The following is a 24,463-nucleotide window of genomic DNA, read 5'->3' as shown; positions in this document are numbered from 1 at the left end:
TTACCTCCGATCTTCGGGAATTTGACCGGGCGAATCGTGAAAGTCACCTATGTGGCACGCGGGGAAGATGGATCCGCCAATTCAACGATGACGGAGGGTGAAATGATAAGTGGCACACATGGCGTAAGCGCAGCAGTAGCGCAGTGGCAAGCGATGGGGCAGTCGCCGGAGGGGCGCTCGACTGCCGGGGCGTCCGCGCCGACGCCGGACGCTCGGCTGCAAGCCTTAGCTGCGCAACTACCGATTCGATACAGTCAAACGGTGAGCGATATCTGCTCTCACATCGTGGGGGCGATTCATCGTGTTGGCACCCTTGATCCTGAGATTGGCAATGAAATGGTCGTGCCCGCCTATATGGACGACACGCAACGGGCGCGCTTGATGCAAGTGGTCGAGGCTTCCCTAAGCCTCGAACTACCCCACGCCCGGTTTCCGATTGGCGAGCGCCTGACGGCCAGAACGTTGATGAGCCTCCGACGTGACGAGGTGCGAGCGAGATTGAATCCCGATTTGATGTGGTTGGCGGATGGTCTTGCAGAAATTGGGGAACGCAAAATGGCGGCACTGCTGGCTAGCGAGACGGCCCCTCCGCCTGAACCAACGGGGTGGGTGAGTTTCGGGGAGGACGTGTTCGGTCCAGAGGTGGAAGAGGCCTTTGCCGAGCCCGAACCCGAAGCCGGTTTCTTCGATTGGTTAGGCGACGAGTCGGTAACGGAGGTACTCCACAGATTTGTCCTCGACGTCGGCTTTGTGATCAGTGCCGCGCTCCAGAAATTTCGCTGGGCGGGGTCTGGTGTGGATCCTAGTCGGGGTATCGACTATGAACGGGTTGCGCGGCTCGCCCCTCCGCGACCCGATCCGTCACGGCCCTCCGACGGACCGGAGATACCGCTAATTGAAGGCTCGTCGGCACCCTTGCACCGAGCGCTGATGGTCGCGGGCTCAACCGATATCGCAACGGCACCCAGCACGCTCTGGCTGAATACCTGCTACCCAAGTCTCACGTGATTTGATCCGACGTGAGCCGCCGTCTTTCACCGTCAAAGGCTTGCGGCGGTGAAAGACGGCTTTCTGCCACGGGAAGGGCGTGGTGCCGCTTACAACGCGCGCAACGTCTGCGCCGCCGCCACCATGTTTTGCAGCGCTGGGATGACTTCCGCCCATTGACGGGTCTTCAGGCCGCAGTCTGGATTGACCCACAGACGTTGTGCCGGAATTCGCTCGGCGGCCTTTTGCATCAGCATCACGATGTGCTCTTGCGTCGGGATGTTCGGCGAGTGGATGTCGTACACGCCCGGGCCGATCTCGTTCGGGTACTGGAACGAGTCGAACGCGTCGAGCAGTTCCATATCCGAGCGCGACGTCTCGATGGTGATCACGTCAGCATCCATGTCGGCAATGGCCGCGATGATGTCGTTGAACTCCGAATAACACATGTGCGTGTGGATTTGCGTGTCGTCCTGCACGCCATTGGCCGTAATGCGGAACGACGCCACCGCCCAATCCAGATACGTTTGCCATTGCGCGCGGCGCAGCGGCAGCCCTTCGCGCAGCGCGGCTTCGTCAATCTGGATCACACGCACCCCGGCTTGCTCCAGATCCAGCACTTCTTCGCGAATCGCCAGGGCTAGTTGGCAGCACGAGACCGAGCGTGGTTGATCGTCGCGCACGAACGACCAGTTCAGAATCGTCACCGGACCGGTCAGCATGCCCTTCATCGGCTTGGTGGTTAGCGACTGCGCGTACTTGATCCACTCGACGGTCATCGCCTTCGGACGGCTGATGTCGCCGAACATGATGGGCGGCTTCACGCAACGCGAGCCGTACGATTGCACCCAGCCGAACTGGCTGAACGCGTAGCCTTCGAGCTGCTCGCCGAAGTATTCGACCATGTCGTTGCGTTCGGCTTCGCCATGCACCAACACGTCCAGCCCCAATGCTTCCTGCTCGCGCACACTGCGCTCGATCTCGGCGCGCATGGCGGCCACGTAGCTCGCCTGATCCAATTGGCCCGCCTTGAACTGACTGCGGGCAGCGCGTATTTCGGCAGTCTGCGGGAACGAACCGATGGTGGTGGTCGGGAACAGCGGCAGGTTCAACTTGGCAGCTTGCTTCGGCGCGCGCTCGACGTAGGGGCGCTGACGGCGGCCCAGCGAGGCTTCGATCTTCGCCACCGCAGCCTTGACCGCCGGGTTGTGCACACGCGGCGACGCACGGCGGCTGGCGATGGCGGCGGCATTGGCAGCCAACTCGGTGGCCACCGCGTCCCGACCTTCGTTGATGGCGCGCGCTATGACGTTGATTTCCGTCAGCTTCTGCTTGGCGAAGGCGAGCCACGACCGGATTTCGCCGTCGAGCTTCTGTTCGCTATCCAGATCGACCGGTACGTGCAGCAGCGAGCACGACGGTGCGATCCACAGACGCTCGCCGAGGGATTTTGCGATCGGTTCGAGCCATTCCAGCACCGCGGCCAGATCCGACTTCCAAATGTTGCGGCCATTGACGACACCGAGCGAGACGACGTTGTCAGCGGGCAGCGCAGCGATAACCTTGGCGACTTCGGTCTTGGCGTTCACGGCGTCGAGATGCAAGCCATCGACCGGCAGGCGGCAGGCCAGCGGTAGGTTCTCGATCAGCTCGCCGAAGTACGTGGCGAGCAGACGTTTGACTGGCGCAGCAGCGAGCGCGGCGTAAGCCGTCTCGAATGCCTTTTGCCAATCGGCACCGAGTTCGGTCACCAGAATCGGTTCGTCGATCTGCACCCATTCCACGCCTTGCGCGGCGAGGGTTTCGAGCAGTTTCACGTACACCGGCAGCAGACGCGGCAACAGCGCGAGCTTGTCGCTATCGTCCTTGGCTTTGCCGAGCCACAGGTACGTGACCGGGCCAATGATGACCGGCTTGGCCTTCACGCCAGCGGCGCGAGCTTCGGCAAGTTGTTCGATCAGGCGGGAGGCGTCGAGCGAGAACGTCGTGGCGGCCGAGAATTCCGGGACGATGTAGTGATAGTTCGTATCGAACCACTTCGTCATTTCACCGGCAGCGACACCGCCGCAGCAGTCGGCGTGGGCTTCGGCGCGCTGGGCGGAGCGTCCACGCGCAACGCGGAAGTAGTTATCTAGTGCATCACCGTGGAAGCCCTGCACGCGCTCGGGCAGGTTGCCCAGCGTGAAGCTCATGTCGAGCACTTGATCGTAGAACGCGAAGTCGCCGACCGGTGCCAGATCGAGGCCCGCCTGATCTTGCCAGTGACGCTGACGCAGCGACGCGCCCAGCGACTTCAACTCGTCGCGCGACGATTGGCCTTTCCAATACGCTTCCAGACCGAACTTCAGTTCGCGCTTCGCGCCAATGCGCGGGAATCCGAGATTGTGTGTCTTTGCCATGAGTCTCTAGTGACGTCGCCGCCAGATGAGTGGAACCGTGACGACGATCTTAGAGACATCTACCAATGAATAAAAATGGTCTTAATTCAGGTTGATATTAGTTTTGTTCATGTGGTCGTGCGTAAGAGGGCGGTGCCAGCGACCGCGAAACCTCTCGCAGCACCTCGATGAGTGCCAGCGCCGCGGCGTTTGGCGCTTGTCCATACAGCACGCCGACGGTGGGTGCGACGTGGTTAAAGCGCAGGCCGAAGTCATGCAGGCTGCTGCCTAGTGGTGAGCGGGCGACGCCGAGCGTCGAGGCAAGGAAGAGGCATGGCATCGCCTGCGCGGTGCTCGCGTTCGTCATGAGAGACGTCGATTCCATCACGATGCGCGGCGCGGGCAGCCCCTGATGGGCGAACTCAGTGTCGATAGCTCGCCGCATGGGTGTCCCCGGTGGCGGCACGATCCACGGAAAACGTGCGGCGTCGGCCCACGTCGGCGTCGCGATACGTGTCAGCGGATGGTTGTGCGCACCGAATACCCGCACGTCATCGTCGTACAAGGGCACGACACCCAGACCTGCATTCATCGCGGCAGCATCGAGACGGCAAACCAGCAGATCGATCTCATGCCAATGGGCGCGCGGCAGCAAGCGGTCCAGTGTCTCTTCGAACAAGTTGATACGTAACGCGGGCCCCGTTTGTTCCAGCATGGCAAGCGCTTGCGGCATCAGCACGCTGGCCATCCCCGGCAGAATGCCGACGTTGACGGGCTGCCCGAGTCCATCGCGTAACGCTTGCAGCGCTGGGGCGACGCCCGCCAGATCGGTCAGCATGCGCTCGGCACGCTCCAGCAGTGCCTCACCGTAGGGCGTTGGGCTCACGCGGCGCGTCGTTCGCTCGAACAGCGATACCCCCAACGCCTCCTCAATCTCCTTTAGCCATTTCGACAACGCCGGTTGCGTGATCGCCGCTGCTTCTGCGGTGCGCGCGAAGCTGCGCGTGCGGCCAAGCCAGCGCAACGTTTCCAGATCGCGGATGCGCAACTTTCGAAGTACCGCGGGAATCTGGCGAGACAGTCGAACGGGGTCGTCGACGAGTCCGTTGTGACCCGCGGTGTGCGCTGGGGAGGTGGGGGCTGTCGTCATGACTTGAACTGGTAGGTGCGTCAACGCGCTATTAATGTCACTCAGGTAATGAATATAGCGTCACTTTTCATCGATAGGTGCTGAATCTTGCCAAATAATGAGATTCCGTTACCGCCCGATGCGTGACATCAAATGACAATCGACAACAACGATGAATTGAATGCCGGGACTTCCGACAGCGCCGCAAAACCGTCTCGCCGTAACTTTCTGAAGCAAGCCGGTGCCGCGGTAGCCTCCGCCGGACTGGCCTCATCCGCCGTGGCAGCGTCCGCCGCCGCGTCGCGTGGTGCCGCGTCACCGGACGACGGCTACGTCATGCCTGCCGAGGCCCCGCCAGCACCGCCGAAGGGCTACAACATCCTATTTATCCTCACGGATCAGGAGCGGCATTTCGACAAATGGCCGTTCCCGGTACCGGGGCGTGAGCGTCTGCGCCGTGAGGGCGTGACGTTCGTGAATCACCAGATTGCTTCGTGTGTTTGCTCGCCGTCGCGCTCGACGGTCTACACCGGGCAGCACATTCAACACACCCGCGTGTTCGATAACTGCGGCATTCCGTGGCAGCCCGATATGTCGCCCGACATCCGCACCATCGGCGACATGATGAAAGACGCGGGCTATTACGCCGCCTATCTGGGCAAATGGCACTTGAGCGGCAAGCTGCACCACAACCACACGCCGTACGACACGCCGACGGCGGAGTACAACGAACTGATCAAGTCGTATGGCTTCGACGACTACTTCGGCGTCGGCGACCTGATTGGCCGGGTGCGCGGCGGCTATACGTACGACGGCCTGACCACCTCGTCGGCCGTGTCGTGGCTGCGTGGGCGGGGCGCGCAACTGGGTAGCGAGAACAAGCCGTGGTTCATGGCGGTGAATCTCGTCAATCCGCACGACGCGATGTTCCTGAACACCGATCCGGTGGGCGTGAACCAGCAAAACGCCAAGCCGCCGACCCTCGGTAACGCCCGCCCGCCGCGCGATGCACTGTACGACGCGCACTGGGACGTGCCACTCGCCGCCACACGCAAACAAGCCTACGACGCCCCGGGACGCCCGGCCGCGCATGGTGTGTACAACGCCGCGGAAGGCGTGCTGGTGGGGGACTATCCGATCGACGATGCGCGGCTGCGCGTCTATCAGGACTATTACTTCAACTGCATCCGCGATTGCGATACGCACGTGGTGACGCTGCTCGATACGCTGCGTGAACTGGGCATCGACAAGAACACCATCGTGGTGATGAGTGCCGATCATGGCGATCACGTCGGTGCGCACAAGCTGGTCGGCAAGGGGCCGACGACGTATCGCGAGCAAAACAATGTGCCGTTGGTGATTCGCCATCCGGCGTATCCGGGCGGCAAGCAATGCGCAGCGTTGAGCTCGCACGTCGATATCACCCCCACGCTGCTCGGGCTGACCGGGCTGGACGCTGCCGGTATTGCCCGCATCGCGGGCGAGGCAGCGCACGGGCACAACCTGACGCCGTTGCTGCGTGCGCCGGAACGGCAGGGTGTCGATGCCGTGCGCCCGGCGGCCTTGTTCAACTACGCGATGCTGCTGTTCTACGACAGCGAATGGCTCGCGCAGGAGTACGCCACGTTGCGCGAGAAGGGCGTGCCGATCGAGGAGATTCATCGGCGGGTGATGGCGCGACAGCCGGACTTCCGGCACCGCGGCATGATTCGCAGTGTGTTCGACGGTCGCTACCGGTTCTCGCGCTACTTCTCGCCGACGCAGTTCAACCGGCCGACATCGCTCGAAGCCCTGTTCGCAAACAACGACGTGGAGCTGTACGACCTGCATGCCGATCCGACCGAGTCACGCAATCTCGCGCTCGATGCTCGCGGCAATGGCGAGTTGCTGATGGCGATGAATGCGCGCTTGAATGAGCGGCTCGATGCCGAAGTCGGTGAAGACCGACCCGACATTCTGCCGATTGTGGATGGGCGGGTGCAGTTCACGTTCCAGAAGGCGGTTACGGCGCCTGCGCGCTAAGCGACAAACGATGTCGTGACGGGCGGGGGCGCGCGGGTTTGCGTGCTAACCTCATGCGTCTCCTTTCGTCACGACCTCGCATGAAGAAACGTGAATTTCTGACCAGCGCCGTTGCGCTCGGTGTCTCGGCGCCCGCGCTGGCAAAACCGCAGGTATCGCCCCCGCCAGCCGGCACCACGCCGATTATCACCGTCAGTGGCGCCATCGCGCGCTACAACCGGGGGCCGGTCGATCCGGCGCTCGATCAGCTTTTCCATAAGCAACTGGTGCAGTTCGAGGCGGCATATACGTTCGATTTTGCCGCGCTTGTTCGCATGCCTGCGCAAACCATCCGGCCGACATTGGAATACGACGCCAAGCCGCACTCGCTGCGCGGCCCGCGTCTGGCCGACGTGCTGACGCAAACCGTCATGCCGTCGAACCCGGCCACGCAAATCTTGCTGCGCGCACTCGACGGCTATGTCGTCGCCACGACGCTCGGCCAGTTACGCGACTATGACTTCCTGCTCGCGACCCACCTCGACGATAAGCCGCTCGCGCTTGGCGGCCTCGGTCCGTTGTGGGCGGTCTACGACCCGGCAGCTATCCCGGCATTGGCTGGCAAGCCGCTCAAGGAACAATTCACACTGTGCCCGTGGGGCGTGTATCACATTCAGGTGAACGCGGTTTCCTGAGCGGCGCTGGGGTGACGTGGCGTTATTGCGCCGGGGCGATGGCTCCGCCCGGCGCAACGGCCTTGGCGGGGGCACTCGGTGCTGCGAGCGGCGGCGGATTGATCGTCTGAAACGCCCGTACCCCCTTGAGCGATTGCACCGGATCCAGTTCGTCGACATCCTCGTGCAGGATGCGGCGAATTTCCAGAATGGCCTGCGGCGTCTCTTGCACGCTATGCCCCGAGACAATCACGCGCTCGGAAGCTGCCCCATCCAAATGTGCACTCGTGTACGGCACCACGCCGTCGCTCGATTCGTTGAGCGGGCCTTTGGCGTCGCGGCGCGCGATGATCGAGTGGTATTGCACTTGCGGTGAAATCTTCAGACCGGCGGCGGCTACCACGTAGGGATCGTTGTCGCGCAACTGGTCGATGCTGTTGGGCACGTAGCGCGTCTTGCCCTCGGAGGGGTTGTCTTCCGAGCCGGTCGCGTAGTGCAGCACGTCGTCGATGCCCGAGAGCAGCGTGACGGGCAGCTTGATGAGGTTGGAGATCCAGCGTCCGATACGGTTACGGGCGAACGGTGTGCCGCGATGCGGCGCGGCAATGAAGATCGCCCGCTCGAACTGCGGCACCGGCCCGAAGTGGAACAGCGGATCGAGTCGGTTGCGGGCGCGTTCCAATTGCTCGCCATCGAGGTGGTAGTCGTCCTGAAACGCGTTCCATAGCTCGTCGTTCGCGCTCGACACCATCAACCGGGCGATCACGCCGCCCATGCTATGCCCGATGACGACGGCGTCGTGCGAGGCGGCCGACAAGCCATCCGGGTCGAAGTGCTCGAGCGTCGCGTCGAAGGCTTTGCGAATCGCCATCGCGTTCACCAGCAGCGGCGCGTTGGTCGGGTAATACACCTGCCAGATCTGGAACCGCTCACGCAGCGTCGCGTCGCCCTGAATCTCATTGGCCAGATTCACCCACGCTTCCGGACTGCTCGCCAAACCATGCAGCATCAGGATGACGCGGCGGCTCGGGTCGAACGGCTGCATCAGATAGATGTGCGGCCGGTCGATGCCACGATCTCGCCCGAACAACGTGCGTAGCGATTGCTCGGCAAAGCCCGAGCGCGCGAGCCACAAGCCATATCCCGCAGTGAAGTTGCCCGCGAGCGGCACGGTCTGACCATGCAACTCGACCGACGCCTGCCGGTACGGGTCGTACACGACAAGCGTGGCGACATGCGTGGACAGAATCTCGTCGAGCGTGAGGCCGTCGAAGCGAAGCAGCAGCGTGAGCGACGGCGACGACATTTCGCTGAACTCGGGGCCGGTGTTCGGATCGGTCGCGCGATGAAAGTCTCGCGACGCCTGACTCTCGCGGTTCGTGCGGGCGCGGCTGCCGGGCGTTTGGTCGTTACTCGTGTTGGTCGAATAGACGCCATCGTTGTCCGGGCCAGTCGAGGCGTCGCCACGCGGTGCCGGGGTACGGCGACCGGCAACCACCGCGTCCGCAGCGGACTTTTCGTCGAGCACGGCCACCAGTTCCGCGCCGAAGCCGTCGCGGCGGTACGGGCTGCGAAGGCCCGCGAAGCGCAGCGTCGACGCGGGCAATACCTCGCGCGGCTGCGTATGGTTATCGGCAAAGCGCACGCTGCTCGCATCCACCGGTAACGTCCAGCCCGCGATCTTGTCGCTGCCGGTGCGTTGCACCCGGCGGAACAGCGCCACCGAGAACATTTGCACCGCGTAGTTGTAGTAGTCGCGCACCTGCGTCTGACGGTCCTCGAAGGCGCGCTCGCTGGAGGGGCGGTCGCCATAAAACAGATACGCATAGGCGTAGCGCGCGGTGCGCAGCCAGAGGTCGAACTGCGAGTCGTTCCAGAGCGTGTCGCTGGCTGGGGTTTGCGCAACGGCTAACTGCATCGACATTTCAGCCATGGCGGCCAGACGCCGGTCGATATCGATTTCCTTGGCGCGTCCGAGGGCATCGATGCAGTCGAGCGACGGCTTGGCACAAATCGTCTCGTCCAGCCCGGCCACGCGAATCGTCTCGTCCGTCGATGCGCTGAGCTTGCCCGTCGACAAGATGTCGCCGCGTTTCATCGCGATGTACTGCTCCGGGCCGAGCGAACGCACTTCCACCATGGCGCAGCCGCTGAGCCACACGGCGCTGGCCACCAACGTGGCGATCGGCAGCAGGCGTTGCCAAAGGGTTCGGGCGTTGGCGTTCGGTACCGCGGGAATTGCCGAGGAATGCAATGCAACGATCACGGTGTCACCTTAGGATCGTCGCCGGGCACGCCTTGGCGGATCAGTGTCGAGAAGTCGGGGGAATCGCCAGCGGCCAGCGCACGTTTGACGAAATCGCCGCGCGACTGCAACTGGTCGTAAGTGAAGCCAGGCGTGAGGCCGCCTTGGTCGTAGGCGTATTCGGCGAAGTAGCCCGAGAGCAGCAGGCGGTAGTCGAGCGGCAAGCCGGGCGCGATGATGCGCGCCAGTTCGAACACGATGGTCGTGCAATTACTGGTGAGCGTGTTGTACCACTCGGGGGTGCGTTGTAGGTCGCGGGCCCGCTCCAAATAGCCGACGAACACCTTACGCAGTTCCGCAGCGGGGATGTTCAGCCGATAGAGATGTACGTCTTCGCCACGCACGTTGCTGCGCACGCGCAGGATATCGCGCTCATCGGCAGCGACCAGCGTGGCTTCGAAGTCCTTGAAGAAACCGCCGACGGCCGAGAACGACTGCCCGCGCTTTTTGCGAATTTCGATGGAGAACACCACGCGCTGGCCGTCCGAGAACCCGAACGACACCAAGGTATGCGCGATGGCCGGGCCCATCCAATACGACAGCACGAGATCGGCGCTCACGAGTTTGTCGAGATCGTAGCGGCGCGTTTCCCAGCGGGGCGTGAAGTCGGTTTCGGTGCGCCATTCGAAGTTGCGCACGTTGCCAAGCGTGACCTGCGAGCCGTTCCAATGCGGGTCGAGCAATTGCGCGACATCGGGTGCCCAGTCGCGCGTGTTCGACGGCCGTAGCGTCTGCCACCAGGCGATGAGCACAATGGCGGCAATCAGGAAGGCGAGCGGCCAGCCACGTAGCGGTGCACCGGCGCGCACGCGCAATAGCGCGATGATCGCCGCGGCGCCAAGCACGACCCACAGGGCAATGACGGCGTAGCGCGCGAGCGCTGGGCCGGGGCATTGGTAGGCCAGCGCCATGGCGCCCCAGGCGCAGGCGCCCAGCACGATAAGGGCGAGGAGGGTGCGCAGCACGTAGACGTACCACGCAATGTGATGGCCGGCGAGCGCGTCGCCGGCGTGGGATTGCAGTTGCACCATGTTTTGCTGATCGGAAACCTTACTGTCTTGCTAGCCGCTCGGCCCAACCGGCGCGGCGTACGACCCATTTCTCAATTTCGGCCCCGAAGAATACCAGCAGTCCGGCACCCATGACTTCCAGCCATTCGCGCCCGTTCAACGGCGCGGAGCCGAACGTATTTTGCATGAACGGCGTGTAAGTGAAGATCATTTGTAAAACAAGGCACGCCGCAATCGTGATCAGTGCAACGCGATTGCCGAAAAGTCCTGTCACCGTAAGCGCGCTACGGAAAATCGAGCGGCTACTGAGCAAATAGAACATCTCGGCGACCACCAGCGCATTGACCGCCATGGTGCGGGCTGATTCGATGCTCGCGCCGTTACGCCACTCTATATAGAACAGGCCGAACGTGCCGATCATCATGAGCACTGAGACGAGCGTCACGCGCCAGATGAAGAACCACGACAGCAACGACGTGCCGGGCGGGCGCGGCGAGCGCTCCATGATGCCCGGCTCGGCGCGCTCGAAGGCTAGCGCAATACCGAGCGTGCTGGACGTGACCATATTGATCCAGAGCACTTGCGCCGGGGTCAGCGGTACCACGCCGAGCGAGAGCATGACCCCGGCAATGACCACGAGCGCCTCGCCGCCGTTGGTCGGCAGCATGAACAGGATGAACTTCTTAAGGTTGTCGTAGACGCCACGCCCTTGCCGCACGGCCTTGGCGATGCTCGCGAAGTTATCGTCGGTGAGCACGATGTCGGCGGCTTCCTTGGCGGCTTCGGTGCCTTTGAAGCCCATGGCGACGCCGACATCGGCTCTTTTCAGGGCTGGCGCGTCGTTCACACCGTCGCCCGTCATGGCGACTACCTGGCCGTCGTCCTGTAAGGCTTGCACGAGGCGGAGTTTGTGCTCGGGGCTGGCGCGGGCGAAGACATCGATGTCCAGCGCCACGCGGCGCAGCTCCGCGTCGTCCATGAGCGCGACTTCTGCGCCGGTGACGGCAGGCTTGCCCACGCCAATATCGAGTTGCGCGCCGATGGCCTTGGCCGTTTCGGCGTGATCGCCGGTAATCATCTTCACGCGGATACCGGCACGGTGGCATTCGGCCACGGCGGCAATCGCTTCCGGGCGCGGCGGGTCGATGATGCCCACCAAGGCCAGCAGGGTGAAACCGCTATCCACATCGCTGAACTCGATCCGCTCCCCGGCGGGCGCCGCACGTTTGTACGCGAGACCCAGCACGCGCAAGCCCTGCGCCGCCGTGTCGGTGATCATGCGCCGCCAATAGTCGAGATCGACCGGTGCCACCGGGTCACCGCCCGGTGCGCTGATCTGGTCACGGCACATCTCGAAGATGCGCTCCGGTGCCCCTTTCACGAAGATCCACGGGTTGCCGTCCCGGTCGGCATGGTACGTCGCCATGAAGCGATGCTGCGACTCGAACGGAATGCTGTCGCGGCGCGGCCATTCGGTTTGCAGCAACTCGCGCGAGAGTCCCGCCTTAGCGCCCAGCACCAACAGCGCACCTTCTGTCGGGTCGCCTTCGACGCGCCAGCGGCCTTCCTCGTCTTGCAGCACGCGAGCGTCGTTGCAAAGCTCACCCGCGCGGGCGGTCAACAGCAGTTCGGGATGTTGCGCGAAATCGACGTCATTCCCGTTCAGGCGGAATTGGCCTTCCGGAACATAGCCCGCGCCGCTCACGTCGTAGACGAGTCCTGCCGTCACCACGCGCTGCACGGTCATCTCGTTACGAGTGAGCGTGCCCGTCTTGTCCGAGCAGATGACGGTGACCGAGCCTAGCGTTTCGACGGCGGGCAATCGCCGCACGATGGCCTTCTCGTGGGCCATGCGCTGCACGCCGCGCGCGAGGATGACCGTCATGATGGCGGGCAACCCCTCGGGAATCGCGGAGGCCACGAGCGCGACCACCACCATGAACATTTCGCCCGCAGGCTCGCCGCGCCATAGCCAGCCGAGCAGGAAGGTGAGCACCGCGACGACGGCGATGGCGGCGGCAAGTCCGTGACCGAATTTGTCGATCTGACGCAGCAGCGGCGTGGTGCCGCTGTCCACATCGGTGAGCAGGTGATTGATACGGCCAAGCTCGGTGTGCGCGCCGGTGGCGACCACGATGCCGGTCGCCTGGCCGTAGACCACAACCGTGCCCGCATAGGCCAGACACCAGCGATCGCCGAGCGAGGCGTCTTCTGCGACGGTGCCGAGCTCCTTCTGCACCGGCTCGGATTCGCCGGTGAGTGCGGCTTCGTCGACGCGCAGTTCACGCGAGGCGATCAGGCGCAAGTCGGCGGGCACGCGGTCACCGGAGGCGAGTACGACGACGTCGCCGGGCACGAGCGTGGTGGCGTCGATCTCGCTGCGTTGGCCGCCGCGCATGACCGTGGCGTGGGGCGCGAGCATGCCGCGAATGGCGGCGAGCGCCGATTCCGCTTTGCCTTCCTGCACGAAACCGATGAGGGCGTTGACGATCACGGCGGCCAACAGCACGGCAGTATCGAGCCAATGGCCGAGTATCGCCGTGATGACGGCGGCGCCCATCATGGCGTAGAGCAGGATGTTATGGAACTGGTGAAGCAGCCGCATGAGCGGGCCGCGCCGGGCGGGTTCGGTCAGCCGGTTCGGGCCGTAGCGGTCTAGACGTGATTGGGCTTCGGTATCCGCGAGGCCGTCGGGGCCGGTCTGAAGTTCGAGTTGCGTTTGTTCGACCGAAAACGTGTGCCAGGGATGCTGCGGGGGGGCGTTGTCATCGCGTTGCATCGGGAGACCTCGGAACGGCGGTAGCCGTGACCGGGTCACGACATACCGCAGGGATCGGCGAGACGAGGGTGACTCCCGGGCAGCATAAGCGAAATTAAACCCACTAGGAAAGGGTAATTACGGATGCCCGACGATCAAGCGCAACGATCCGTCGAAAAACGGCTGGGTGCGCAGCGCGCCGTACTTCTTATCCCACGTGTCATTCTCGAGATCGCGGCTAAGGCGTTCGACGAACTTTGCTTCCACGCCGGGTTCAACAAAGCTCCACGCTGAGTTGGCGCGTCGCGCACCCGGTTCAAGCAGGCGCTCGGGGCGTCCGTAATACGCTTCGCTGAAACCGTCGGTACACATGAGCGGAATTTCCACGGGTTGCACCTCCACACGGCCGCCCAATCCTTCCTCGATGGCGGCGATGGTGGGATACCGGCGAGCTTCGACGGCAATCATGTCCGGCGCGTAGTCGGCCAACCATGAGAGATGAAGGCGGGTCGGCGCGCAGGTCAGAATCAACACCGGGCCGCGCGTCACGCGTCGCATCTCCTGCAAGCCCGCCGCGAGATCGGGCCATTGGTGCACGGTGAATGTCGCCATGCTGGCGTCGAAGGTGGCGTCGGCAAAGGGCAGATGCTGTGCCACGCCGTCGATCGCGACGGGCAAGTGCGCCGGGCGTTGCGCACGCATCGACTCGGACGGCTCCATGGCGACGACTTCACGGTCGACAGGCTCGTACGAGCCAGCCCCGGCGCCGACATTAAGCACGGTCCGCGCGTCTCCCAAGGCTCGCCGGATAAACGCCTCGATATGTGGATCGGGTTGGCGATAGTTCGTGTAACCCATGCCGATCGTGCCGTAATTGGCATCGCCGGCGCTCCCATCGTTAAATCGCTTATCCATTCAACTCTCCCCTTCCGATGTTGTTGAGCCTTCCATGATGAGAAAGGATAGGGCGTACGGTACACTCCGAAAATCGAGTTTTTTCATCGGATTCGATAGTTTATTTAACGAAAGGAATCTTGATGCGGGACCTGCCGCCGTTATCGCTGCTACGCGCCTTCGAAGCCACGGCCAGACACCAGTCGGTCACCAAGGCCGCGGAGGAACTGTTCCGAACGCACGGTGCCATCAGCCGCCAATTGAAGCTGCTTCAGGAACACGTCGGCGCACCCTTGTTCGACAAGGACGGAACTGGCCTGAAGCTCAATGCTCACGGGCATGGCCTCTACGCCCTCGTTACGTCGGTCTTCGACCAGTTGGAGCAGGGCTACACCCGAATTCGCACGCAGGTGCAGCGCTCCGGACTGCATGTGGCATGCAGTGCGACGTTCGCTATGCGCTGGCTGGTGCCAAATCTGGCCGATTTCTATCGTCAGTACCCCGATGTCGGCATCCGATTGTCGATGACCTCCGCGCGCGGCATTCGCAGCGAAGGCGCCGATTTGGTGATCGCATGGGATCTCACGTCGTACCCGGAGGCCGATCGTCAGCGCGCGATCCGTCTTGCGCCCGTGGCTTTCGGCCCGGTGTGCGCGCCCGGCTATGCCCGCCGCGCCGCTTCGGGCACACGCATTACCCACGACTTCACGTCGAGTGCTTGGACGTATTGGGATGGGCAATCGAAGGAGAGGATTGGTGCGGGCGGCGAAATCGCCTTCCCGCACACGCATCTGTGCATCGAGGCGGCCCTCTCTGGGTTGGGCGTCGCACTCGTCGAGCAACGTCTGGTGCGAAAAGAACTCAGCGAAGGGCAATTGATCGCGCCATGGGGTTTCCTGGGACTGCCCTTTGGCTTGATGGCGTTGCCCGGCGACGGTGTACCGCCGCCAGACTTCGACAACTTTCTGCGCTGGTTGCGCGAGCGGTTGGCGCGCGAGGCGGTCTAGGCTCACTTCTTCACTGGGTCATTCTCCGAGAGTTGGGTGTCCGACCAGCCGCCGCCGAGATCACCGATGAGTGCCGTCGCCGCCAACAGGCGCGATTCGTGCACGTTCAGCGCACTTTGTTGCGTATTGAGTTGCGTTGTCGTTGCCGTCACCACCGTGGTGTAGTCGACGGTGCCCGCCTGATATTCGTTGAGCGCAATGCGCGCGCCGTCCGTGGCGTCCTTCACCGCCATGTCGAGCACTTGCGACTGTTGCTCGAGAATGCGCAGCGACGCCAGATCGTTCTCCACCCCTTGCAACGCCGTCAGCACAGTGCCGCGATAGTTGGCCACGGTGGCGTCGTAGCCCGCCTTAGCCGCATCCACCTTGGCGCTGCGTTGGCCTGCGTCGAAGATCGTCTCGCTCGCACTCGCCCCCAACGACCAGACATAGTTCGCAATCTTGAATAGCCCGGCCACCGGCGCGGCGGAGAATCCGTCGGAAAGCGACAAGGTGATATTCGGGTAGTACGCCGCCACGGCAATGCCGATGGCCGCGTTTTGCGCCGCCATCTGGCGCTCGGCGACCGCGATGTCCGGACGGCGTTGCAGCAGCGTGGAGGGTAAGCCGATGGGGACGTCGGGCAGCGTCGGCAGCGAATTGCTCGGGGTAATCGTCAGCGATTCCGGATTTCGCCCGACCAGCACGGCAATGGCGTGGGCGTACTGCGCGCGCGACACGCCCAACGCAATCAGGCTCGAACGGGCATTCTCCAACTGCGTGCGCGCCGTGATGAGGTCGGATGGCGGCACCGTGCCCGCGCGATCCTGATCGGCCACCACTCGCAGGTACTCGGTGTAGGCGTCGACGGTCTGCTTGAGTAGCGCGATATTGGCGTCGGTGACGCGCAAGTCGATCACCGCATTCGCGAGGGCAATCTGCTCCGAGAGTGTCGCGTTGGCGAGCGTCGCTGCACTGGCTTGCGCAGTGCTGCTGCTTTGTTCGATGGTGCGGCGCACTTGGCCCCAGATGTCCGGCGCCCAACTGACCGTGCCTTCGGCGGAGGCCGCATTCACAATCGTGGCGCCGCGCGAGGCCAGCGCCGCGTTGGTGCTGGCACCGCTGCCACTGCCGCGTGAGCGTGTCGCGGAGCCGTCGATGCCGACGGTCGGGAACAGTCCTGCGCGCGCGACACGCACCTCAGCCAACGCCTGCTGATAGTTGGCGTAGCTCTGCCGCACGGTCTGGTTCGACACCTCCACTTGCGGCATCAACTCGTCGAGCAGCGGATCGTGAAACCCTTTCCACCATTCCCCCTTGGGGCCTTCGGCATCCGGCTTCGCTTGCGTCCAGCCCTCCAATTCGGTGAATTGCGTCGGCATGGCGACCGCCGGGCGTTGATAGTCGGGACCGACGGCGCAAGCGCTAAGCAGCACAAGACTGGCGAGGCAGGCGAAGGTGAGGCGCGGCCAACGACGCGGCGAGGGCGTGGGCATGGGCGGCACGGATGGCGACACGTTAGCGGGCAGTTTCATCGGTTTCATGGTCAAGCCTCCGTGCTCTGGCGACGGTTCCAGGGCAGGCGTTTCGACCAGCGCGCGACACGCTCGCGCAGCCGGTCGAGATACAGATAAATGACGGGCGTCGTGTAAAGCGTGAAGATCTGGCTAAGCAACAGCCCGCCCATGACCGTCACCCCCAGCGGTTGCCGCAACGACGCGCCTTGCCCCAAGGCGATGGCCAGCGGCACTGCACCCAACACGGCCGCAGCCGTCGTCATCATGATCGGGCGCAGCCGCACAACCGCCGCTTCGTGGATGGCGCGCTTCGCGTCCATGCCTTGATTACGCTGCAATTGAATCGCCACATCGACCATCATGATCCCGTTCTTCTTGACGATACCGATGAGCAGAATCATGCCGATCATGGCGATCACCGAGAACGGCGTGCCGAAGATCAGCAACGCGAGCGTCGCGCCGATACCGGCCGACGGCAGCGTCGAGAGGATGGTCAGCGGATGGATGGTGTTTTCGTACAGCACGCCCAGCACGATGTACACCACGCCCAGCGCTGCGAGAATCAACAACGGCACGGTGCCCATCGATTGCGAGAACGCCTGCGCGGCACCTGCGAACGCGCCGTGAATCGACGCGGGCATGCCGATGGCTCGCGCGGCGTCGTCGATGGCGACTTGCGCCTGACTCAGCGACCCGCCCGCAGGCAGGTTGAACGAGACCGTCGCCGCGACCATGCCGCCCTGGTGGTTCACCTGCGTGGCCGTGTGCCGGGGGTAGAAGCTGGCGAGCGCCGAGAGCGGCACCATGGTCTCAGCGGCGGTGCTGTCTGCACTGCCGCTGGAGTTGCCGCCCCGGCTGTTCGCAATGGCGTTGTTTTGCTGGTTGGCTACCGCATTGGCGTTGAGCGGATTGGTGCCCGATGCCGTCGTCTTTGTCGAAACACCGCTCACAGTCTTGCCAGACATCTGCGTTTGCGCCGTACCGCTGGCATTGCCCGCAGCCGTGCTCAGATAAATCTGGTCGAGCGAATTCGGGTACTGCCAATACTGCGGGGCGACTTCCATCACCACGAAGTACTGATTGATCGGGTTGTAGATGGTCGAAACGGTGCGCTGCCCGAAGGCGTCGTAGAGCACGTTGTCGATCTGATTCGGTTGCAGATTGAAGCGCGCTGCGGTGGCGCGATGCATCTCGACGTACATCTGCAAGCCGTTCTGTTGCAGGTCGGTATTGACGTCGAGCATCGTTGCGCGATGCTTGCCCAGCTCGGTTACGAGTTTCGGCACCCACTTATAGAGAGCATCGGCGTCGTCGCTCGTCAGCGTGTATTGGTATTCGGCTGCCGACTGACGTCCACCGACCCGCAAATCCTGTTGCGCTTGCAGGAACAGCCGCGCACCGGAGACGGCGTTGAGCTTCGGGCGCAGCCGGTTCACGACGGCATCGGCCGAGAGGTGGCGCTCCGCCAGCGGCTTGAGTTGCACGAACACGGTCGCCGAATTGAGCGAGCGCCCGCCCGTGAAGCCCGCCACCGAGGCCACGGCCGGGTCGGTCTGCACGATGGTCTGCAACTGTTCGAGCTTCTTGCGCATGGCCGGGAACGAAATGCTCTGATCGGCCATGATTTGACCAATCAAGATGCCCGTGTCCTGCTCGGGGAAGAACGTCGCGGGCAACAGCCGGAACAGGAACACGTTGCCGACCAGCAGCGCAATCATCACCAGCCCGACCAGCCCGGCATGATCGAGCACGGCGGTCAGCGAGCGCGAATAAGCGTCGCGGAAGCGATCGAATTGGCGGCCGACCCACACGGACCAACGTGCCTCTGAAGTCGCCGATTCTCGCGTGAGCACGTAGGCGCAAAGCGTCGGCGTGACCGTAAGCGAGATCACCAGCGAGAGCAGGATGGCGATCGAGAGCGTGACGGCGAACTCGTGGAACAGCAGCCCGACGATGCCCGGCATCAGCAAAATCGGCAGGAACACGGCGATCAGCGACAAGCTCATCGACAGCACCGTAAAGCCGACTTCCGCCGACCCTTGCAACGCGGCTTCCTTCGGTGGCACGCCCAATTCCAGATGGCGCACGATGTTTTCCATCACGACGACGGCGTCGTCCACGACGAAGCCGGTGCCGATCGTCAACGCCATGAGCGACAGGTTGTCGAGGCTGTAGCCAAGCAGGTACATCGGGCCGAACGTGCCGATGATCGATAGCGGCAGGACGACAGCCGGAATCAGCGTCGAGCGCGGCGAACGTAGGAACACGAACACCACCCCGATCACCAGCAGCACCGCGAGCATCAGCGTGCGCTCGGTGTCCTTGAGGGATGCCTCCACCGAAACCGAGCGGTCGAGCGCCACATTGACCTTGATGTCGCTGGGCAGGGTGGCTTCGACCAGCGGCAGAATCTTGCGAATTTGTCCGACCGTCTTGACCACGTTGCTCCCCGGCGACGGATAGACGATCACGAGTACCGACGGCTTGTTGTTGAACAGCCCAGCGTTACGGATGTTCTCGTTGCTATCCCGCACGAGTGCCACGTCATGGAGCATGACGGGCGCGCCGTTGCGGTAGGCCACCACCAGGTCGCGATAGCCCGCCGCCTTGCTGATCTGGTCGTTCGACGTGACTTCGAAGCGCTGGTCGCCTTGGTCCAGATGTCCCTTGGCGCTGTTGGCGTTGGCCGCCGAAATGGCGGCGCGCACGTCTTCGAGCCCGATGCCGTAGCTATTGAGCTTACCCGGCTCCAGTTCCACGCGAACCGACGGCAGCGCGCCCCCGCCGACGGTGATCTGGCCGACGCCATCGACCTGCGAGAGTTGTTGCAGGATGATCGAGTCGGCCGAATCGTAGAGCTGCGCGGTGGTTAGTGTGGCCGAGGTGAGCGCAATCACCATGACCGGCGTGTCGGCCGGGTTGAACTTGCGATAGCTCGGGTTGCTGCGAAGGGTGGTCGGCAAGTCGGCGCGGGCGGCCTGAATGGCGGCTTCGACGTCGCGCGCTGCGCCCTCGATGTCGCGATTCAGGCCGAAGACGACCGGGATCGAGACAGAGCCGACGGTACTGGTCGACGTGAGTTCGGTGACGTCGGCAATGGTGCCCAGACGCCGCTCCAGTGGCTCGGCCACGGTCGAGGCCATGATTTCCGGGCTGGCACCCGCCATGCTCGCCTGCACGGCGATGACGGGGAACGACACGTTCGGCAGCGGCGCCACCGGCAGCCGCAGGTACGCCAGCACGCCTGATAGCAGCACCGCGATCGCCAGCAACGTGGTGGCGACCGGGCGCTTGATGAAGAGCGCCGACATGTTCACGGCGCATCTCCGGCCGGGGGTTCATCCGGCGTCTTCGGTGTTTCCGGGGGCGGTGTGCCGCCGCGTTTCGCACGGCGTGCGGCCCGGCGTTCCCGTACGCGCTCGGCCATGCGGTCGAAGTAGAGATAGATGACCGGCGTGGTGAACAGCGTGAGCAACTGGCTGAGCATCAACCCGCCGATGATCGCCAGACCCAGCGGACGGCGCAGCACCGAGCCGGTGCCCGTGCCGAGCAACATCGGCAACGCGCCGAGCATGGCGGCGAGCGTGGTCATCAGAATCGGCCGGAAGCGTAGCAGCGAGGCTTCGAAGATGGCCTCACGCGGCGGCTTGTGATGATTGCGCTCGGCGTCGAGCGCGAAGTCCACCATCATGATGGCGTTCTTCTTCACGATACCGATAAGCAACACGATCCCGATAATGCCGATCACGTCGAGATCGCTGCCGGTCATCATCAACGCCAGCAGCGCGCCAATGCCCGCCGACGGCAACGTCGAGAGAATGGTTACCGGGTGGATGAAGCTCTCGTAAAGCACGCCCAGCACGATATACACCGCCACGAGTGCCGCGATCAGCAGATAGACCTCGCTCGAGAGCGAGTCTTCGAAGGCCTGCGCCGCGCCTTGGAACGACGACGCAATCGACGGCGGCAGATTCACCGCCTGTTGCGCGGCGCGAATCTCCTTCACGGCACTGGACAACGAGGCGTCGCGCGCCAGATTGAACGACACCGTCACCGCCGGGAACTGCTGCAAGTGACTGATCGCGAGCGGCGTGCTGATGACCTTCAAGTTGGCAATGGCCGAAAGCGGCACCTGACCGCTTGCGCTCGTTTGGCTGGGCAGATAGATCGTGCCCAGCGAATTGATGGTCGTCAGGCTGTCGGGCTTCGCCACCAGAATCACGCGGTATTGGGCCGACTGTTGGAAGATGGTCGAGACGATGCGCTGGCCGAGGGCGTCGTACAGCGCGTTGTCGATGGTCGCGGGCGTGATGCCGTAGCGCGCCGCCAATTGCCGGTTCACTTCCACTTGAATCGACAGGCCGCTGGTGTCCAGATCGCTCGCTACGTCGGTGATCGACGTGATCTTCTTCATGCGCGCGAGGAGCGGCGGCACGTACTTGGCGAGCGTGGCCTGATCGGGGCCGCGCAGCACGAACTTGTACTGGTTGGGCGAGACCGTGGTGTCGAGCGTCAAGTCCTGCGCCGGTTGCACGTAGAGCTTGATACCCGGCACACCGGCGGTGGCCTGTTGCAGACGCCGGCCAATCTCGGCGGCGGTCTCCGAGCGGTCGTCGCGCGGCTTCAGGTTGATGAGGAAGCGCCCGTTGTTAAGCGTGGTGTTGATGCCGTCGATGCCCACGTACGACGTGATCGACGTCACGTCCGGGTCTTTCAGCACTTCCTCGGCCAGCGCCGTTTCACGCTTGACCATGGCCGAGTACGACACGGAGTTGTCGGCGACCGTAATGCCTTGCAGCACGCCCACGTCCTGCACCGGGAAAAGCCCCTTTGGAATCACGACGTACAACACCACCGTGAGGGCCACGGTAATGAGCGCCACGATCAGCGTGAGCAACTGGTGATCGAGCACCCAGCGCAGGCCGCGCTCGTAGGCGGCGAGTGTCTTGTCGAACAGCCGCTCGCTCACCCGCTCGAACCGGCTCGGGTGGCGGTCTTCCTGCGCGCGCAGAATACGCGCGCACAGCATGGGCACGACGGTGAGCGACACGATGGCCGATATCACGATCGTGACGGCCAGCGTGACGGCAAATTCGCCGAATAACCGACCGATGACGCCGCCCATGAAGAGCAGCGGGATGAGCACGGCGATGAGCGAAATGGTCAGCGACATGATCGTGAAGCCGATCTGTCCGGCACCCGCTAGCGCCGCCTCCAGTGGCGGCATGCCCTGTTCGAGATACCGCACCACGTTCTCGATCATGACGATGGAGTCGTCCACCACGAACCCGGTGGCGATAATCAACGCCATGAGCGAGAGGTTGTCGATCGAGTAGCCGAGTTCGTACATCACCGCGAGCGTGGCGATCAGCGAGACCGGCACCGAAATACTCGGGATGATCGTTGCCGGGACGTTGCGCAGGAACACGAAAATCACGGCGACCACGAGCACCACGGCGAGCACGAGTTCGAAGGCGGCGTCGCTCACCGACGAGCGAATCACGCCGGTGCTGTCGGACACGACGCTCACTTCCATACCCGCGGGCAGCGTGGCTTCGAGCTGCGGCAGCGCGCGCTTGATCTGGTCGACTGTGGCGATCACGTTGGCGCCGGGCTGGCGTTGCACGTTGAGCACGATGGCCGGGGTCTTGTTGAACCACGCGCCGCGCTCGACATCTTGGGCGGCTTTCGAGACATGGGCGACATCGCGCAGATACACGGGCGACCCGTTCTGGTACGCGATGACGGTGTCGAGATAGTCCTGCGGATCGGAAATCTGGTCGTTGGCATCGAGCGTGTAATCGAGCTCGGGGCCGTCGAAGTTGCCCTTCGGCTGGCTGACGTTGACGTTGGCGAGCAACGTGCGCAAGTCGTCGAGATTGAGGCCGTAGGCGGCGAGCTTCTGCGGGTCGGCTTCGACGCGCACGGCCGGTACGTTGCCGCCGGCTAGCGTCACCACGCCAACACCCGCTACCTGCGAGATCTTCGCGGCGAGGCGGTTGTTGGCGGCATCTTGCAACTGCGTGAGCGAGAGCGTCTTCGATGTGACGGCCAGCGTCATGATCGGCTGGTCAGCCGGGTTCACCTTGGCGTAGGTCGGCGGCGCGGGCAGGCCACTAGGCAGCAGGCTGGTCGCGGCGTTGATGGCCTGCTGGACGTTTTGCTGGGCAACGTCGAGGTTAAGCGCCAGATCGAATTGCAGGGTGATGACCGACGAGCCCTCGGCGCTGTACGAGATCATCTGCTGCAAGCCGGGAATCTGGCCGAGCTGCACTTCGAGCGGCGCGGTGACAGTGGTCGCCATCACCGAGGGGCTGGCCCCCGGGTAGAACGTCTGCACCTGAATGGTCGGGTAATCGACGCTGGGCAGCGATGAGACGGGCAGCACACGCACGGCCACCAGGCCGACGAGCACGAGCGCGATCATCAGCAGCCAGGTCGCGACCGGGCGCAGGATGAAGATGCGGGAGAAATTCATGAGTGGGCGCCGCGCTGTCCACGCTGTCCAGCCCCCGACGCCGGTGCTGGGCCGCCAGCCGCTGCCGCACCGCTGGCTGGGGTCGGCAGTGAGATATGCGCGCCGTCACTCAGGCGGTCCATCCCGTCGGTCACAACCGTTTCTCCGGCGTTGAGGCCAGCGGTAATGACCGTGTGCTTGCCGTCGCTCGGGCCGATCGTGACTTTGCGCAGCGAGGCCGTGTCCTTCGCCGTGGCCACGTAGACGAATTCACCCGGTGCGCCGCTCTGGACCGCGGGCGTCGGTACGAGCACCACATGCTCCAGCGTGTTGACGAGCAGCGTCACGTTGACGAATTCCTGCGGAAACAGCACTTCGTCGTCGTTGGCAAACCGTGCGCGTAGCGTGACCGTGCCCGTGGAGGTCGCCATCTGATTGCTCACGGCGTATAGCTGGCCGGTGGCGAGTTGTTCTTTGTTATCGCTGGAGAAGGCTGTCACGGTGAGCGGCTTGCCGGTGCGGAATTGCTTCATCACGGCGGGCAAGGCATTTTGCGCGACGGTGAATTCGACCGTTGTCGGCTTGATGCTGGTGATGACGGCGATGCCGGTCGTGCTGGTGGCCGTGACGTAGTTGCCCGCGTCGACGAGGCGCAGACCGACGCGGCCTGCCACCGGGGCAGTGATGCGGCAGTAGGTCAGATCGAGTTCGTATTGGGCGATGCTGGCCAGGTCGGCTTTGATGGCGGCTTCGTCCTGCGCGACGAGGAACTGCTGATCGGCGAACGTTTGCTCGGCAATCGACTTCTGCTGGTGAAGCTGGGTGTAGCGCGCGAGGTCGGCTTTCGCTTGGGCCAGTGCGGCGCGGTCCTTCGCAAGTTGGGCTTGGGCCTGCTCCTTACTGATCTCGTACTGACGCGGGTCGATCTGGGCGAGGAACTGACCCTTAGTGACTTCCTGACCTTCCTGATAGCCCACTTGCGTGAGGTAACCGCTCAACTGCGGCAGCACCGTGACGGTTGCTTCTGGGGTGACGGTGCCAAGCGACGTGAGCGTCACGGGCATATCGCCATAGGCCGCCTGTGCGACAGAGACGATTTGCGGTTGCGCGGCACGTTTAGTGTTGGGGCGATGCGCGAGATGCCAGCCAACCCATGCCACGAGCAAGAGGATGACGAGGGCAATCCATAGTGCAGTGCGACGCCGCTTCTTGGGCGGTTGCGATTCGGTATCCGGTGCTGCTTCCATATCTGCCTCCAGCGCGACGCCGAGCGCCGCCCATGCACCCGGAAAGAGCCCGGGTTGCCACGATTAGCAGTCTAGCGACGGGGGTGCCCGTTTTGGCGGGCCGAACAGGCGCTGGAAGTT

14 protein-coding genes are annotated in these 24,463 nt (G+C 63.5%); 4 read left to right on the top strand and 10 right to left on the bottom strand.

The features are described 5' to 3' along the window. The first annotated feature begins 36 nt into the window (after positions 1-36). Positions 37-1,008, top strand: coding sequence for a hypothetical protein (locus ACPWR9_RS11905; RefSeq protein WP_426296746.1), 972 nt, complete (start codon positions 37-39; stop codon positions 1,006-1,008). Positions 1,009-1,097: 89 nt separating this feature from the next. On the opposite strand, the gene metE is transcribed toward ACPWR9_RS11905, so the two are convergent. Both metE and ACPWR9_RS11895 read right to left on the bottom strand, forming a co-directional pair. Continuing rightward, positions 1,098-3,386: a 5-methyltetrahydropteroyltriglutamate--homocysteine S-methyltransferase gene (gene metE / locus ACPWR9_RS11900; protein WP_426296747.1), complete on the bottom strand. Its 2,289-nt coding sequence runs from the start codon at positions 3,384-3,386 to the stop codon at positions 1,098-1,100. A gap of 97 nt (positions 3,387-3,483) precedes the next feature. Beyond that, a complete protein-coding gene (locus tag ACPWR9_RS11895) occupies positions 3,484-4,515 on the bottom strand; it encodes a LysR family transcriptional regulator (RefSeq protein WP_426296748.1) in 1,032 nt (343 codons plus the stop codon). 132 nt (positions 4,516-4,647) lie between these two features. Between ACPWR9_RS11895 and ACPWR9_RS11890 the strand changes: the two genes are divergently transcribed. Further along, on the top strand, positions 4,648-6,516 hold the full coding sequence (locus ACPWR9_RS11890; RefSeq protein WP_426296749.1) for a sulfatase-like hydrolase/transferase: 1,869 nt from the start codon (positions 4,648-4,650) through the stop codon (positions 6,514-6,516). A gap of 80 nt (positions 6,517-6,596) precedes the next feature. After that, positions 6,597-7,190 (top strand): molybdopterin-dependent oxidoreductase, encoded by a 594-nt coding sequence (locus ACPWR9_RS11885; RefSeq protein ID WP_426296750.1) that lies wholly within the window; start codon positions 6,597-6,599, stop codon positions 7,188-7,190. A gap of 22 nt (positions 7,191-7,212) precedes the next feature. Here the strand turns inward: ACPWR9_RS11885 and ACPWR9_RS11880 are convergent, their stop codons facing one another. The 4 genes from ACPWR9_RS11880 to ACPWR9_RS11865 all read right to left on the bottom strand — a co-directional run bounded on the left by ACPWR9_RS11880 (position 7,213) and on the right by ACPWR9_RS11865 (position 14,157). Beyond that, on the bottom strand, positions 7,213-9,435 hold the full coding sequence (locus ACPWR9_RS11880; RefSeq protein ID WP_426296751.1) for an esterase/lipase family protein: 2,223 nt from the start codon (positions 9,433-9,435) through the stop codon (positions 7,213-7,215). After that, positions 9,432-10,505 carry a DUF4105 domain-containing protein gene (locus tag ACPWR9_RS11875; RefSeq protein WP_426296752.1) on the bottom strand — a complete coding sequence of 358 codons (1,074 nt, stop codon included), beginning with the start codon at positions 10,503-10,505 and terminating at the stop codon, positions 9,432-9,434. Before ACPWR9_RS11875 ends, ACPWR9_RS11880 begins: the two co-directional genes overlap by 4 nt. 19 nt (positions 10,506-10,524) lie before the next feature. After that, a complete protein-coding gene (locus tag ACPWR9_RS11870) occupies positions 10,525-13,263 on the bottom strand; it encodes a cation-transporting P-type ATPase (RefSeq protein ID WP_426296753.1) in 2,739 nt (912 codons plus the stop codon). Between the two features lie 117 nt (positions 13,264-13,380). Beyond that, positions 13,381-14,157: a class I SAM-dependent methyltransferase gene (locus tag ACPWR9_RS11865; protein ID WP_426296754.1), complete on the bottom strand. Its 777-nt coding sequence runs from the start codon at positions 14,155-14,157 to the stop codon at positions 13,381-13,383. A 122-nt stretch (positions 14,158-14,279) separates the two neighbouring features. Here ACPWR9_RS11865 and ACPWR9_RS11860 point away from each other — a divergent pair, with 122 nt between their 5' ends. After that, positions 14,280-15,143, top strand: a complete 864-nt coding sequence (locus ACPWR9_RS11860) for a LysR substrate-binding domain-containing protein (protein ID WP_426296755.1) — start codon at positions 14,280-14,282, stop codon at positions 15,141-15,143. Positions 15,144-15,145: 2 nt separating this feature from the next. Here the strand turns inward: ACPWR9_RS11860 and ACPWR9_RS11855 are convergent, their stop codons facing one another. Genes ACPWR9_RS11855 through ACPWR9_RS11840 form a run of 4 tightly spaced genes read right to left on the bottom strand, consistent with a single transcriptional unit; the run spans position 15,146 to position 24,343 of the window. Continuing rightward, on the bottom strand, positions 15,146-16,618 hold the full coding sequence (locus tag ACPWR9_RS11855) for an efflux transporter outer membrane subunit (RefSeq protein ID WP_426297937.1): 1,473 nt from the start codon (positions 16,616-16,618) through the stop codon (positions 15,146-15,148). 50 nt (positions 16,619-16,668) lie between these two features. Then, entirely contained in the window at positions 16,669-19,956 is a 3,288-nt protein-coding gene (locus ACPWR9_RS11850) for an efflux RND transporter permease subunit (protein ID WP_426296756.1), read from the bottom strand. After that, positions 19,953-23,117 carry an efflux RND transporter permease subunit gene (locus ACPWR9_RS11845; protein WP_426296757.1) on the bottom strand — a complete coding sequence of 1,055 codons (3,165 nt, stop codon included), beginning with the start codon at positions 23,115-23,117 and terminating at the stop codon, positions 19,953-19,955. The genes ACPWR9_RS11850 and ACPWR9_RS11845 overlap by 4 nt, the downstream gene beginning before the upstream one ends. Further along, positions 23,114-24,343, bottom strand: a complete 1,230-nt coding sequence (locus ACPWR9_RS11840) for an efflux RND transporter periplasmic adaptor subunit (protein ID WP_426296758.1) — start codon at positions 24,341-24,343, stop codon at positions 23,114-23,116. Before ACPWR9_RS11840 ends, ACPWR9_RS11845 begins: the two co-directional genes overlap by 4 nt. Between the last annotated feature and the right edge of the window lie 120 nt (positions 24,344-24,463).

This window comes from Pandoraea pneumonica, from assembly GCF_049918595.1.
GTDB classification, from domain to species: domain Bacteria; phylum Pseudomonadota; class Gammaproteobacteria; order Burkholderiales; family Burkholderiaceae; genus Pandoraea; species Pandoraea pneumonica_A.
This window is presented reverse-complemented; position numbering and strand designations above follow the sequence as displayed.

What these genes read in the sequence shown, in the direction of transcription:
- ACPWR9_RS11855 (WP_426297937.1), bottom strand. Translation starts at nt 16,618, where the DNA reads ATGCCCACGCCCTCGCCGCGTCGTTGGCCGCGCCTCACCTTCGCCTGC.
- ACPWR9_RS11895 (WP_426296748.1), bottom strand. Translation starts at nt 4,515, where the DNA reads ATGACGACAGCCCCCACCTCCCCAGCGCACACCGCGGGTCACAACGGA.
- ACPWR9_RS11860 (WP_426296755.1), top strand. Translation starts at nt 14,280, where the DNA reads ATGCGGGACCTGCCGCCGTTATCGCTGCTACGCGCCTTCGAAGCCACG.
- ACPWR9_RS11870 (WP_426296753.1), bottom strand. Translation starts at nt 13,263, where the DNA reads ATGCAACGCGATGACAACGCCCCCCCGCAGCATCCCTGGCACACGTTT.
- ACPWR9_RS11890 (WP_426296749.1), top strand. Translation starts at nt 4,648, where the DNA reads ATGACAATCGACAACAACGATGAATTGAATGCCGGGACTTCCGACAGC.
- metE (WP_426296747.1), bottom strand. Translation starts at nt 3,386, where the DNA reads ATGGCAAAGACACACAATCTCGGATTCCCGCGCATTGGCGCGAAGCGC.
- ACPWR9_RS11845 (WP_426296757.1), bottom strand. Translation starts at nt 23,117, where the DNA reads ATGAATTTCTCCCGCATCTTCATCCTGCGCCCGGTCGCGACCTGGCTG.
- ACPWR9_RS11885 (WP_426296750.1), top strand. Translation starts at nt 6,597, where the DNA reads ATGAAGAAACGTGAATTTCTGACCAGCGCCGTTGCGCTCGGTGTCTCG.
- ACPWR9_RS11865 (WP_426296754.1), bottom strand. Translation starts at nt 14,157, where the DNA reads ATGGATAAGCGATTTAACGATGGGAGCGCCGGCGATGCCAATTACGGC.
- ACPWR9_RS11840 (WP_426296758.1), bottom strand. Translation starts at nt 24,343, where the DNA reads ATGGAAGCAGCACCGGATACCGAATCGCAACCGCCCAAGAAGCGGCGT.
- ACPWR9_RS11875 (WP_426296752.1), bottom strand. Translation starts at nt 10,505, where the DNA reads ATGGTGCAACTGCAATCCCACGCCGGCGACGCGCTCGCCGGCCATCAC.